We start from the raw sequence: 12900 nt of genomic DNA on the forward strand, positions 1-12900 counted from the left end.
CCGATGTGCTCAGCCGCATCGCCGACATCCCCCAGAACCGTCTCCACGAACTGCTGCCATGGAATTGGCGCGCCGCCGAAGATCAACGCGAAGCCGCCTGATCCGCGGCCTTCACCGAATGCCTACTTCCAAGCGCGACTAGTCACCATTCCGTTGGACGATAGTAGGTTCGATCCGGCGGAACCCCGGTGCCGTTCCGCTTCAGCTGGAACGAAACCTTCGTAAGGTTGCATCGCAATAACATTGGCATGTCGGCAATCGGGGACGCTTCATTCGTTGAGCACGCGTGATGTAATCTGCCGCGAGCGGGCCCAAACTTGACCTGCTCCCCGTTTTCAGGCCGCTGATAACTTAGCTTCAGTGTCCATATGATCCGACACCATTCTCTGGACCACTCCGGGTTAGAGTTTCCCGGCCAGGGTCACGGTGACGGGCTGGGTGCGCCACCGGGATTCATCAGTGTGATCGGGGGCTTGTTGCCAATGGCGTGAGCGGCGGCGCAGCTTTTTCACGCGCTGGGAATGCGATATGCTGCGCAATGCCATGGCGCTGGTCCGCCAGGAAACAGGATGGCTGCGTCAGCATCCGGAGCTTGTTTCGCGCCTCGTGCCGATAGACGGCCTTGTAGCGGTAGAGGATATCGTTGCTGCCCGTGCAGACTGGCCGGGGGCATGCGACCTTCTCCATGCACATGCAGGCGCGCGCGTGAAGGAAATCGAACGCGTTGCGCGCATTCACCGCGATCCCTTCGAGCCGATCCTGCCCATTCTCGAAGCCTCAAGTCCGGTCGCCGAGTATCTGAGGATTGCCGACGAGATACTGAAGTTGAGGCCGGATGCGCGACGCTACCCGCGCGCGGCGGCGGAGACAGCCCGTTCCTACCTGCTCATCCGGCTGGGCCTTCACCTTGGTCTGCGGCAGAAGAACCTGCGGCAACTGCTGGTCTGCGCGCGTGGAACTCTGCCGCGCTCGGAACGCCAGCTTGAATCGCTGAAGCGGGGAGAGCTCCGCTGGAACGAACGCGATCAGGGTTGGGAAGTCCTTGTTCCGGCCGTTGCGTTCAAGAACGCGCATTCGTCCTTTTTCGCCGGAAAACCCTTCCGACTTGTGCTGCCTGATCTGGGCGGTCTCTACGATCATATCGGCACCTATATCGAGCGGCACCGTCCGGCTCTGCTGAACGGCGCGAATGACCCCGGCACCTTCTTCATCAAAACGGTCAAGAGGACCAGCCGCGACGCGTCATACAACCAGAGCACATTTTATGAGGCATGGAGGCTGGTGATCCAGCGCTACGGCGTTTTCAACCCCTATACCGGGCGAGGTGCGATCAGGGGTCTGCTTCCGCATGGGCCGCACAATGTGCGGGATGTTCTCGCCACCCACATCCTCAAGCATACCGGCTCCTATGAACAGGCAAGCTACGCCATTCAGGATACGCCCGAAATGGTCGCCAAACATTATGGACGGTTCCTGCCGCAGGACAAGGCAGCAATGGCGGCCAGGATTCTCAACCAGGTCTGGGAAGCCGCCTGAGATTGTACACGGGAGGCAGTTTATGCCGCCTCCCGTTTCATTCCCGCGTGTAGATCCTGAGGGAAGGGCGACGGACGCGTGGGGGCGGCTCTCTGTGGCCCGCAGGCGCTTTTCAAGATTTTCCTGACATTCCACTTGCCTGTCGCGGCAAGTCGAGCAATGTGGCCCTGCTTCCCGTGAAAGCCGGGAAGCGGGGCTTAGTAACCTCCTCTAGTCAGCTCGGTCACGGATTTTCCGGGGCCGGGTGGCATGCGCGCATGTCCAGCCGGCAACGGTAAAGGCGCATGCGCCTGTGACTAGCAGGTTACTAACATCCGGCTTCTGGCCGTCGCCCCGAGAGGACATAGGAGCGACGAATGAGGCCACGGCATCAGCGGCGCTCCCGACGAAGAGGAGCATGACCGCTGACACCCGCCGCCATCCGAAACGCCGCCGCCAGGGCGCAGCTGTCGCTCCACTCGTCCCTCATCGAGAAGGTGCTGGAATATCATCTGAGCGGCGCCATCACCTCCGAGCTGCTGCTGCGCAACCTGCCCTTCGAACTGCTGCGTACCGACTGCGACCGGGACGGTTATGATCTGGTGATCGAGGCGAACGGCATCATCCGCCATATCCAGCTCAAGGGTCAGGTACTGGGCGGCGCGGCGCGGGAGGTCACCGCGCATGTGAACCTTGCAACCAAGCCGTCGGCCTGCATCATCTGGATGACCTATGACCCGCTGACGATGCGGCCGGTGTCATATCGCTTCTTCGGCAATCCACCGGGAGAGAAAATCCCGCCGCTCGGCGATCGGATCGCCACCCACAGCCGCGGAAAGAAGAAGCAGCGCCCCGATCATCGAGTCATATTCGCCAAAAGGTTCGAGAAGACCAGCGGCCTTGAAGAACTGGTGGATCGCCTTTTCGGAACGCGACATCCCGACATATCCGCTCTGATCGACCATATGGCTGCGCTTCCGGAGCAGGCGGAACCATGGCTGGCAGCCGTCCGCGCCGGCCGCTTCGATGCCATCCCTGAGGATTGCGACTGGGACAGTTCGGCTGCGCTCGCGCATCTGATCGACGGCTATGCGCTGCTTAAAGAGCAGGGCAGGGGAGAGACTGGCCTCGTGGCGGAGGAGGCGCACTCGGTAGCAGGCAAGACCGGCCGCTGGCCAGGAGGAACCTGCGATCTCTGGATCGCACTGTTCCTCGAGCACCGCCGCTGGCGATCCGCCAGCCCGCATGAACCCGATGCCGGGCAGCGCGCCCTGCTTGATATCCTTGTCCGCCAGCTCCGGGAGGCCCTCACGCCATGAAGAAAACGATCCTCACGCTGGCGGCCATCGCCTGCGCCATCTCATCCGTCGCGGCGAAGGAGAAGATACCGCGGACCTGGCAGGCGTCGCGCACCACCGATCCTGTCACCGGGGTAAGTCGCTGTGTGGTTTCCGCCCTCGATTATCTGGGCAAGACCCGCTATTCCCGCACGGGCTTCCTGTATCCGGTCATTGAAAAGCATCCCGAGCATGGGCTGCTTGTCGGTGTCAGCAGCGGTGGTCGCTTCCGTCTGCCGACCGGAACCATCCTCTGGCGGGTGGATCAGCAGCTTTTCCGCGAACTGCGGCCCGAAGATGGCCCGATGACCATCGACATGCCTGCCGCGGTGCCGTCGGGGGCGGCTCCGTCGGACTCCATTGCCGCAAAGGCGATGGCCGACGCGATGGCGGTCACCAACAGGATGGTCATGAGCGCGACGGCGACGAGCAGCTTCGCGGGCGGGGAGACAGCCCGCGCCATGCTCGCCGAACTGCGCGCCGGGCATGGCCTGCTGTTCCGCGCCAAGGCAGCGGCTGCCGACACGGGTCTGCCCGACTCCAGCATATACAGGGTCGGACAGATCACGAAGGATGGTCTGAAACCAGTGCCGCTCGATGCTTCGCTTGCAAGCGCACTGGCGGATTGCGGGATATAGAGAAAAGCCGCGCCCAAGCGGGCGCGGCTCTCCGTTTCAGTAGCGGCCGCGTTCTTCCTTGGGAAGATTTTCAGCCAGCGCCGCCAGGCCTTCAGGATCTTCGCCGCGGAACTTGGCCTGCTGCATTTTGGCCCACTGCTCGCGCAGTTCAGGCGGCACCCGGGTGATCTTGAGGACACCAGAGCGGCCCTCCGGCTTGTCGAGGCCCAGCTTCTGTTCGAGTTCCATCACAGCCTTGATCGCCCGCATGTCACCCTTCATCGCCTTGTTCATCAGCGTGCGTGCGATCACCTCCATCGGCGTGTAGTCCCGTCCTCCGATATTGACGGGCTCTTCAAGGACGTTCTTCAACACAGGCTTCAGCTTGGTCTCAGCCTTCGGCTTCGGCTTCCTGCCATTCGGGTTTCCGGACTGGCCCGGCTTGAAACGCGTCGCGGCCGGTGGCTTGCCGTATCCCACCTCATAATTATCTGCCATTTCGGATAAGACCTCCATTTCCCTGCAACGCTGCAGTGACATGGCGATAGGCCTGTAATGGCCGAAAAGTCTGTCATGGAAACCCCGCGATAATTCGATGAGGGCAGCGCCAACGCACGTCGGCGCTGCCCTCATGCTCACATGTCGAATTCGTTCACCACCTTCTCGATCTCGTCAAAGCTGAGCTCGCTTCCGCACAGGATCGCCTTCTGGCCGGTCAGCTTCTGCCAGCGTCGCACGGCCACATCGACATAGCGCGGATCCATCTCAACCGCGCGCCCCAGCCGCCCCGTCTGCTCGGCTGCGATGATCGTGGTCCCCGAGCCTGAAAAAGCATCGAGGACGATACCGCCATGGCGAGAGCAATCCAGCATCGCATCGGCCACCATCTTCACCGGCTTCACCGTCGGATGCATGGCAAGCTCTTCGTCGCGGTCGGCCTTCAGCGAATTGACGCCGGCATAGTCCCAGACATTGGTGCGATAGCGGCCATGCTGTCCCAGCTCGAAATTGTTGATGTGCGATGCGTTACCCTTCCTGAAGACGAAAATGAGCTCATGTTTGGAGCGATAGAAGGTGCCCATGCCGCCATTGTCCTTGTTCCAGACGACGAGGTTGCGAAGGCTGTCATAGACCCGCCCACCGGCCTCCAACATCTCGCCCATGTGACGCCAGTCCATGCACTGATAGTGGATCGAACCATCAACGCTGTAGGCGGCAAGGTTCGCCATCACCTTTGCCAGGAAATCGGTGAACTCCTCGCGGCTCATCTCCCCAGCGCCCATCACGAACTCGTCATGCTGCACCTTGCCAAGGCCGCAGATATGCCCGTTCACCGGCACATTATAGGGTGCATCGGTGAAGACCATCTGGGCAAGCTCATCGTCCATCAGCTTCTCGAACACTTCGCCCTTCGTCGAGTCGCCGCAGATCAGCCGATGTCCGCCAAGCTGCCACATGTCGCCCGGACGCGTGACGGGCGACGCCTTCGGCTCTGGCTCTTCGGCCGCGTCTTCCACTACTTCCTTTTCATCAACGCCGTTCAGCAGCGCTTCGATCTCGGCGACGTCGAAGCCGATTACCTCGAAGTCGAAATCCGGGACGAGCGCCGAGATATCGCCCAGTTCCAGACCGAGCAGTTCGCTATCCCAACCGGCAAGTTCCGCCAGCCTATTGTCGGCAATGATATAGGCCCGACGATCAGCCTCGCTCATGCCCTCGAGTAGCAGAACCGGAACGCGGGCCAGCCCCAGGCTCTTCGCCGCCTCAACCCGGCCATGACCGGCGATGATCCGGTCCTGCTCATCGATAAGGATCGGGTTGGTGAACCCGAACTTTTCGATGCTCCGCGCGATCTGACCGATCTGCTTCTTTGAGTGGGTACGCGCGTTGCGCGCATGCGGCTTCAGGAGCGTGACGTCACGCTCCACCAGATCCCCCCGTGAGAGGGGACCGCGCTGTGATTGCATAAAACCTCCTTCGTTGCAGGAGGCAGTCAGATGTCACAGCGCGGCGCATCGCCGCGATCATGGAATCTTACCGCAGTTTACGTGAGCTCAGGCTGTTGGCGAGGCTCGGGCCAGTCCCCAGCCGAAACGCCCGGGCCGTTCTTTCATAGGCTTCCTGTACCGGCGACAGATCCGCCCCAATGTGCGGGCGACCGGCGCGCTCGGCCCTGACATCCTCGGCCTCAAGATCGACCCAGGCATTTATGCACTGCCACATGGACCAGCTGAACCGTTCCTTGGGGCCAGGCTTGCCCTTGAACGACCCATTCAGCACGTGACAGTAAAGCGTATGAAGGGCGCCTTCCCAGGCAAAGCCGGGATTAGCCTCGAAGACTCTGACAAGCTCTGCCCTTGAAATCGGCTCACTGAGGTCCAGCTTGCGTTGGAGATAGCCAGGGCTATCGGGATGGAAGAAATACCAGGGGCCTTGCATCATGTTCGTTCTCCTCGGTGGAGAGCGTCAGAAGCATCATTGCGGCGTTCGCGCCTACCAACACTTTGAGGGCCGCCAACTTTATTGGCGCCCCAGGCCCGTTCCCTGCTCCTTTTGGGGAATTCCCTGCAACAGGCCGACAATTTCCCTGCAACCGCGTGTAGGGAATTTCCCCTCAAAAACGGCGGTTTTCTGCCACTTTCTTCCATTCAACTTGCCGACTTTGCGGGCAAAAACACGTTCTTGGCCGAATGCAGGGAAATGCAGGGAAGAGACCGGTTCGCTCGGGAATGCGTTCTGCACCATTCCTTCAGCAGGAAATTCCTGAAAAACTTAGCGGAAGTGCCTTTCGGCTTATGGCTGAGAAGTTGCTTGTTTTTTCCCGTCGGGCTGATCCCCACCCAGTGGGTGAAGCGCTGGGACGAAATAGTGCCATGGTAGGTGCTGTGTGGAATATCATAATTTCGCGTTTTTTACACAGCCTCGGTCGCTTTCCGGCTTCCACGCAGTCTCGCCCTTCCTCCGAAAGCCGACATACGATAGCCTTGTGGTGCGGGCCAGGCTAGGACACCCTATTTGTAACTGGAGAGTGAAGTGAGAGAAACAGTACTCGTCACTGGAATAAGTGGGTTTGTTGCCAAATATGTGGCCTTAGCTTTGCTGCGGAAGGGCTATAATGTAAGAGGAACCTTGCGTTCATCGGCAAAGGAAGATGATGTTCGCAATGATTTGATTGAAGCTGGCGCAAATGTCGAAAATCTCAGCTTTGTTGTTGCGAATTTGACATCAGATGACGGATGGGATTCTGCGGTCGAAGGTTGCGATTATGTACAGCATGTTGCGTCGCCGTTCCCGCTGGAGCAGCCCCGTCATAAAGAAGCATTGGTGCCAGAGGCGCTTGGCGGAACAATGCGGGTGTTGAATGCTGCGCTTAAGGCAAATGTCAAACGCGTGGTATTGACGTCATCAATCGCGGCGATGATGTATCGTGCCGGACGCCCGAAAACTGAGTTTCATTTTTCTGAAAAAGATTGGACCGATCCAGAGTGGTCTGAAACGCACCCTTATAGTGTTTCCAAGACCAGGGCTGAACTCGCGGCATGGGACTGGGCAGAGAAGGCGGGACTAGAAAAGTTAGCGGTTATCAATCCCGGAGTCGTGGTGGGCCCCACAATGGGCAAGGACGGCAGCACATCGACCGAGATCATCAAGATGATGCTGGAAGGCGCCATGCCGAAGACTCTGCCGATAGCCAATCCACTGGTGGATGTTCGCGACCTTGCAGAATTGCATGTTGTTGCCATGACCTTGAAAGAGGCGGGTGGGCGACGCCTGATTGGAAGCAGCGGAACCATGTCATTTGGGGAGATAGCCCAGCTTCTGAGTAAGGAGTATCCAGAGCTTAAGAGTAAAATACCGCAGTCCGAATTTTCTCCCTTGTTGGTCAAGTTGATGAAGATTCTTGTACCAAGCGTCAGGACTATTCGCGCGGAAGTTGGCATCCGGTCCTTAGCTAATGCTGAATATGTGTCCGAACTTACGGGAGTTTCATTCAGGCCCGTAAAGGAAGCGGTTCTGGCGACATCGCAGTCGCTTCTAGGCCGCGTCGACAAAAGCATTCAGTAAAAGCCGCACGGCTCGAAACCAGACTGACTGGTGAACGATGCAAGAAGTAGAAGACCAATCGCTGAGCCGACCACAAAGGCGCTTGCTCCGCCGGATTTTCAATGGTCGGACAACGCCCGTGGCGACCGCTGGCGGGTTGTTCCTTACTTATAAGGAAGCGGCCCGTTACCTTCAGTCTTTGGCCGCTGAAACGCGTGAGGCGGCCTATCGCGAAATCAGGGAGAATGCAGAGCGGTAAGGCAACAGCTGGCAGCGTGATCGACCGAGGCTGTTTCAGCTTGTCGGGAAATCTATCGGCGCATCGCCCGGTTGCCACGGATCCAGGCGAGCCATGATCGCGTCGAACAGATCCGACTGAAGATGATCGCGGAGCCATGCCTGCACGCCGGGAAGCGGCTGAATATCGAACCACGTGCGATCGGTTTCGGCGAACTGCCGCACGAAGGGGAAAATGGCGATGTCGGTGATGCCGCGTCGGTCTCCACACAGGTTGCGCCGCGTAGCCAGGCGCAGTTCGAGCAACTGGAGCATCGCCAGTCCCGCGGCGCGATGCTCCGCCGGGTCTGACGCATGGCGATCGGGATATTTGTAGCGATCGAGGTGATGCTTGAACGGGCCGTCATTGGCTTCGATCAGGTCGCGGTCTTCGCGTTCCAGCCATCCTTCGGGATCGTTGCGCGCCAGCGACCAGCGCATGATCGCCAGACTTTCCTCAATCACGCTGCCATCGCTCTGCACGATTACGGGGACCGTCGCTTTAGGAGACGCGGCGATCAGTGCATCGGGCTTGCGCGACAGCTTCACCTCGCGAATGTGACAGGCCGTGCCGCTGATCAGCAGCGCCATGCGGGCGCGCATGGCATAGGGGCAGCGCCGGAAGCTGTAGAGGATCGGCCTATTTCGCACGCCGCTTGGCCGCGTTGGCGCCGATATGCGCGACGCCCCGCGCCTTGGCGAGCTGTTCCTGCCGGTCGCGTTCGGCATAGCCCGCGCGCTGGGCATCGGTGCGCGTCGCATGACAGGCGGGACAGCTCACTCCGGACACATAAAGCGGTGAAGCCTGGCCCGCACTGCCGACTGGCCGACGGCAACCGTGGCACAGAATGTGGGTCCCCGCTTCAAGTCCATGGCCGACTGCGACGCGTTGATCGAATACGAAGCATTCTCCTTCCCAAAGGCTTTCCTCGGGCGGGATGGTCTCCAGATATTTGAGGATTCCGCCCTGGAGGTGATAGACATTGTCGATGCCTTCGGCCTTCAGGAAGGCGGTCGACTTCTCGCAGCGAATGCCGCCGGTGCAGAACATCGCGACCTTAGGCTGATCGCCAGCGCCCAGCAGCTTCTCACGTTCGGCACGGAACCAGGCAGGGAAATCGCGGAAGCTGGAGGTCTTTGGATCAATTGCCCCGGCAAAGCTGCCGACCGCGACCTCATAATCGTTACGTGTATCGATCACGATTGTGCCCGGTTCGCTGATCAGGGCGTTCCAGTCCTGCGGCGACACATAATGTCCGACCCCGGTGAGCGGATCGATGTCGGGCTGGCCCATCGTCACGATTTCGCGCTTTACCCGCACCTTCATGCGATGGAATGGCATCGCCTCCGCTGTGGCATATTTGACCTCTGCGTCGCCAAACCCCGGCAAGCTGCGGATGAACCCCAGGACATTGTCGATCGAAGCGTTGGATCCGGCAATCGTGCCGTTGATCCCTTCGCTGGCGAGCAGGAGGGTTCCCTTCACACCCTGGGCGCAGCACAGCCGAGCCAGTTCGCGGCGCACCGTTTCGCAGTCGTCCAGCCGGGCGAACTTGTAGAGCGCGGCAACGCAGATGGAGGAAGACGAACCGGTCAGGGGATCAACTCCTTCAGCGCTGCTTCTTGGCGATGGTCGCCGTGAAGTCCGGGTCCTTGTTCGCCACCCAGTCCACGAATTTGCGCACGTTCGGGTTGTCCAGCAGGCCCGCCACCTCCATCCCGTGACGTTGAAGTTCGGAATTTGTGAAATTGGCGATCACCGTCTGCTGGCAGATTGGATGCATGGGCACGACATCGCGGCCTCCGCGGCTCTTGGGCACTGGATGATGCCAGACGATGGTTTTGCCTGTCGGTCGACCGCAAAGCCAGCAGGCCACTGGCGCTGCCGGTGCATCATCCTCTTGCGGGAGATGGTCATAGGGATCGTACTTCGAATGTTTTCGGGCCATATGTCGATTCAGCTGCCTTGATTGCTTCCAGCCTATAGCGCCGCGCGCGGCGACAGCACATGAGCAAATTCATGACGCTCAGTTTTTCGGTGCGAGTGGGCGCATTGTAAGGTGATGCCGGTTTCATGCGAACCTGACGCCTCTCAACAGGGCAGCAGATGTTCTTTGCCGTAAACCTTCGCCGAAAATACGTATCTGGCGCTTTTGCCACCATGACTTCCATTAGCTTCCAAATTGAGGGAACGTCACCGCAGACATGTTACCCTTGCGGGAGTCACTGAATGCGGAAACCCCTATGAAACTCCATCAACTTCGTGCCTTGGCCGAGGTCGCGCGGGCGGGCAGCATCCAGCGGGCGGCCAGTGCGATGCACGTGTCTCAGCCGGCGCTCAGCAAGTCGATCCGGGAATTGGAACGGCAACTGGGTGTTTCACTACTGGTCCGCGGCGTAACCGGCACCACTCTGACGCCCTTCGGTGTGATACTTTCCAAGCGCCATGACAGCATTCAGAAGGAACTCGACAAGGCACGGGAAGAGGTTGAATGGCTAAAGGGTACGTTGGGCGGGCGATTGCTGGTTGGCATATCTCCACCGGTTGCGGGCACCAGCATAGCCAGCGTCGTCGCGAATTTTCGCCAGCGTCAGCCTTCGGTGGAACTGGGCCTGCTGGAGTTGCGCCCGGCGCAGATTTTTGACGCCGTGCGTTGTGGCACCCTGGATCTGGGCATTGTGCACCATTATGGCAGCCTGGACCTGGCCGGGTTGCAATGTGTGACACTCAAAACCTACAGGACAATGCTGGCGACGGGAGGACGCGATCCCGTGATCCCAAAAACAGTCGAACAGCTCTGGTCGATGGAATGGATCACGGGCGACTTGTCCGACTATCATCACGGCTATATTCCCATCGTGGCGGACCGGCTGGGCCGAAATCTGCCCCAGCGCATATCTCGCTGCACGTCGATCTCAGTTTATTTCGATCTTGCAGAACAGTCGGCCCTCATCAGCCATTGGGCCGAGATCACTAATCCGCACCTGAGCCTGAAGCTGCGAAGCGGGGGACTCACCCGCCTCGACCTGAATATTGATCTGCCCGACATGCACATCGCGCTTGTCTGCAAGGATGAGGAACTGCTGACGCCAGGCGGTGCGCTGTTGGCGAAGATTATAAGATCATCGCTGCGATAACGCATTACCGAAGGTTATAGCTATGAGTAGACGATGCGCGCGCGCCATGCCGCCGTCGGATATGCCCGGATAGACGGATGAGAATATCTGGGAGGATATGTGAAGCGATTTTCAGCTATTGCAGCGCTGACGCTGCTTTGGGCGACCGGCGATCCTGCGCAGGCCATGGCGTTCCAGCCTTCACCACGCACGTCCGATCAGTCCGCCAATGTTGTTGGAGTCGCGGAAAAGGTCGCGGTAGATCACATACTTGATGAAAAGTTGGATGGCCTGGAGGCCCTGTATCGCGACCTTCATCAGCACCCGGAGCTGGGTTTCCAGGAGCATCGGACGGCCATGCTGTTGGCCAGGCGGATGCGCACGCTGGGGTTCGAAGTGACTGAAAATGTGGGCAAGACAGGCGTCGTGGCCATTTATCGGAATGGTCCTGGCCCGGTCACGCTGGTGCGGACGGAAATGGATGCCTTGCCAATGGAGGAGAAGACCTCGCTCTCCTTCGCCAGCCGCGCTCACGCCTTGTTGGACGGCAAACGGACTTTTGTGGCGCACAGCTGCGGTCATGACGTGCACATGGCCTGGTGGGTCGGAGCCGCCGAGGCGCTCGTCGCTCTGAAGCAGCAATGGCGAGGAACGTTGCTGTTCATTGCACAGCCTGCTGAAGAGTCGCTTGGCGGAGCAAGGGCGATGCTGAATGACGGCTTGCTGACCCGTTTCCCCAAACCTGACTTCGCATTGGCCGCCCATGTGGGCGGAGGCATGCCACTCGGCTCTGTCGTGATGAAGGAAGGGGTCATCCTGTCAGCATCCGACGCGCTGGAGATCATATTCAACGGACGCGGTGCGCATGGTTCGGCGCCCAGTTCGGCGATCGACCCGATCGTCATGGGCGCGCATTTCGTCAGCGATGTCCAGACTGTCATCAGCAGGCAGAAGGATGCAGCGACATTCGGCGTGATCACGGTCGGAGCGTTCCAGGCCGGCAGCGTTGCAAATATCATACCTGATACCGCTACGCTGCGTCTCAGCCTGCGATCCTTTACGCCGGAGGTGCGTTCGCTTCTGCTGAACGGTGTTGAAAAGACAGCCTATGGCGTATCGATGATGGCGGGCGCGCCTGCGCCGACGATCACGCGCCTTAATGGATCGGCTGCCACACAGAATGATTCGGAATTGATGGCCCGGATAGCGCCCGCGCTCAAGTCCGCGTTCGGGAAGGGCGTAATATCGATCCCCGCCAGTGTTCCGGGCTTTTCGGGCAGCGAGGATTTTTCGGAGTTTGCTGCAAAGGGCATCCCGTCCGCTTATTTGATGATTGGAAGTGACCAGCCAGAGGCGCTTGCCGCTTACAAGGCGAAGGGCATTGCCCCTCCGACCAATCATTCACCCCTGTACGCACCGGCGGCGCGACCTGCGATACGCAACGGCGCGGCGGCTCTTGTCTGGTCGGTTCTCTCGCTTAACGGCGCTTCCCCCCGATGAACGAGCTTGCAGCACAGCGAAAGGTTCGATGCGGTTTATGAACAGACCCGGCCTGACTGCCTGAAGCCTAAAGCGATTTTTCTAAGCGAGCGGGACCGATCGCTGTTTGGGAAATCGCGGAAAGCAAAGACCTTGGAGCGGCGATCTGATTCACTCAGATCGAAGCCCGCTATAGCAACCGGGAAGCGAGGACCGCAGCGATTTTTCGCCCGCTTATCATCATCATTTGCGCCGATTAACCGACCACTGCCGGATATCTTGTGACTAGGGAGAGAGTGGCGCGGTTGGTATCGAACTTGCGCTGCCGACTGCTGCGCTAAACGGGCTTCATCGCTCGACGAGTCGATAGCCTAATACTGAACGTTATGGATGCCCGACAAGGATTCGAACCTTGATTGACGGAGTCAGAGTGCGGCAATACCCCTCGGCTTTATGCCGATTTCTGGTTCCATGTTGCATCGGTGTTGCATCCAAGCTGCCACTTGGAAGCTCAG

Annotated in this window: 12 protein-coding genes; 6 read left to right on the forward strand and 6 right to left on the reverse strand. The window is 59.4% G+C overall.

Translation table 11 applies throughout. The features are described from left to right. Positions 1–528 precede the first annotated feature (528 nt). The 3 genes from ACI3KQ_RS12015 to ACI3KQ_RS12025 all read left to right on the forward strand — a co-directional run bounded on the left by ACI3KQ_RS12015 (position 529) and on the right by ACI3KQ_RS12025 (position 3490). Positions 529–1536 (forward strand): hypothetical protein, encoded by a 1008-nt coding sequence (locus ACI3KQ_RS12015; protein WP_404957898.1) that lies wholly within the window; start codon positions 529–531, stop codon positions 1534–1536. A 476-nt stretch (positions 1537–2012) separates the two neighbouring features. Beyond that, positions 2013–2834 carry a hypothetical protein gene (locus tag ACI3KQ_RS12020; RefSeq protein WP_404957899.1) on the forward strand — a complete coding sequence of 274 codons (822 nt, stop codon included), beginning with the start codon at positions 2013–2015 and terminating at the stop codon, positions 2832–2834. Next, the gene (locus ACI3KQ_RS12025) at positions 2831–3490 is read left to right on the forward strand and encodes a hypothetical protein (protein WP_404957901.1); all 660 of its coding nucleotides are present in this window, start codon (positions 2831–2833) and stop codon (positions 3488–3490) included. The genes ACI3KQ_RS12020 and ACI3KQ_RS12025 overlap by 4 nt, the downstream gene beginning before the upstream one ends. A 36-nt stretch (positions 3491–3526) precedes the next feature. Here the strand turns inward: ACI3KQ_RS12025 and ACI3KQ_RS12030 are convergent, their stop codons facing one another. The 3 genes from ACI3KQ_RS12030 to ACI3KQ_RS12040 all read right to left on the reverse strand — a co-directional run bounded on the left by ACI3KQ_RS12030 (position 3527) and on the right by ACI3KQ_RS12040 (position 5911). Beyond that, complete coding sequence (locus ACI3KQ_RS12030) at positions 3527–3967, reverse strand: DUF5681 domain-containing protein (RefSeq protein ID WP_404957903.1); 441 nt, start codon at positions 3965–3967, stop codon at positions 3527–3529. Between the two features lie 137 nt (positions 3968–4104). Then, the gene (locus ACI3KQ_RS12035; protein WP_404957904.1) at positions 4105–5436 is read right to left on the reverse strand and encodes a site-specific DNA-methyltransferase; all 1332 of its coding nucleotides are present in this window, start codon (positions 5434–5436) and stop codon (positions 4105–4107) included. A 67-nt stretch (positions 5437–5503) separates the two neighbouring features. After that, a complete protein-coding gene (locus ACI3KQ_RS12040) occupies positions 5504–5911 on the reverse strand; it encodes a hypothetical protein (RefSeq protein ID WP_404957906.1) in 408 nt (135 codons plus the stop codon). A gap of 591 nt (positions 5912–6502) precedes the next feature. On the opposite strand from ACI3KQ_RS12040, the gene ACI3KQ_RS12045 reads away from it, so the two are divergent. After that, positions 6503–7534, forward strand: a complete 1032-nt coding sequence (locus ACI3KQ_RS12045) for an SDR family oxidoreductase (protein WP_404957907.1) — start codon at positions 6503–6505, stop codon at positions 7532–7534. A gap of 273 nt (positions 7535–7807) precedes the next feature. Here ACI3KQ_RS12045 and ACI3KQ_RS12050 read toward each other — a convergent pair whose 3' ends face one another. The 3 genes from ACI3KQ_RS12050 to ACI3KQ_RS12060 are packed head-to-tail and all read right to left on the reverse strand — an operon-like array spanning position 7808 to position 9738. Then, a complete protein-coding gene (locus tag ACI3KQ_RS12050) occupies positions 7808–8440 on the reverse strand; it encodes a glutathione S-transferase (RefSeq protein WP_404957909.1) in 633 nt (210 codons plus the stop codon). Further along, complete coding sequence (locus tag ACI3KQ_RS12055; RefSeq protein WP_404958104.1) at positions 8430–9386, reverse strand: rhodanese-related sulfurtransferase; 957 nt, start codon at positions 9384–9386, stop codon at positions 8430–8432. The genes ACI3KQ_RS12050 and ACI3KQ_RS12055 overlap by 11 nt, the downstream gene beginning before the upstream one ends. Positions 9387–9399: 13 nt before the next feature. Next, positions 9400–9738, reverse strand: coding sequence for a hypothetical protein (locus ACI3KQ_RS12060; RefSeq protein ID WP_404957911.1), 339 nt, complete (start codon positions 9736–9738; stop codon positions 9400–9402). A 295-nt stretch (positions 9739–10033) separates the two neighbouring features. Between ACI3KQ_RS12060 and ACI3KQ_RS12065 the strand changes: the two genes are divergently transcribed. Continuing rightward, complete coding sequence (locus ACI3KQ_RS12065) at positions 10034–10927, forward strand: LysR family transcriptional regulator (protein ID WP_404957913.1); 894 nt, start codon at positions 10034–10036, stop codon at positions 10925–10927. Positions 10928–11026: 99 nt separating this feature from the next. Further along, entirely contained in the window at positions 11027–12406 is a 1380-nt protein-coding gene (locus ACI3KQ_RS12070; RefSeq protein ID WP_404957915.1) for an amidohydrolase, read from the forward strand. Positions 12407–12900 lie beyond the last annotated feature (494 nt).

The sequence above is a fragment of the Sphingobium sp. ZW T5_29 genome, from assembly GCF_044987515.1.
Lineage (GTDB): Bacteria > Pseudomonadota > Alphaproteobacteria > Sphingomonadales > Sphingomonadaceae > Sphingobium.

Coding starts and splice junctions, on each gene's coding strand:
- ACI3KQ_RS12015 (WP_404957898.1), top strand. CDS start 529: ATGCTGCGCAATGCCATGGCGCTGGTCCGCCAGGAAACAGGATGGCTG.
- ACI3KQ_RS12025 (WP_404957901.1), top strand. CDS start 2,831: ATGAAGAAAACGATCCTCACGCTGGCGGCCATCGCCTGCGCCATCTCA.
- ACI3KQ_RS12030 (WP_404957903.1), bottom strand. CDS start 3,967: ATGGCAGATAATTATGAGGTGGGATACGGCAAGCCACCGGCCGCGACG.
- ACI3KQ_RS12035 (WP_404957904.1), bottom strand. CDS start 5,436: ATGCAATCACAGCGCGGTCCCCTCTCACGGGGGGATCTGGTGGAGCGT.
- ACI3KQ_RS12040 (WP_404957906.1), bottom strand. CDS start 5,911: ATGATGCAAGGCCCCTGGTATTTCTTCCATCCCGATAGCCCTGGCTAT.
- ACI3KQ_RS12060 (WP_404957911.1), bottom strand. CDS start 9,738: ATGGCCCGAAAACATTCGAAGTACGATCCCTATGACCATCTCCCGCAA.
- ACI3KQ_RS12065 (WP_404957913.1), top strand. CDS start 10,034: ATGAAACTCCATCAACTTCGTGCCTTGGCCGAGGTCGCGCGGGCGGGC.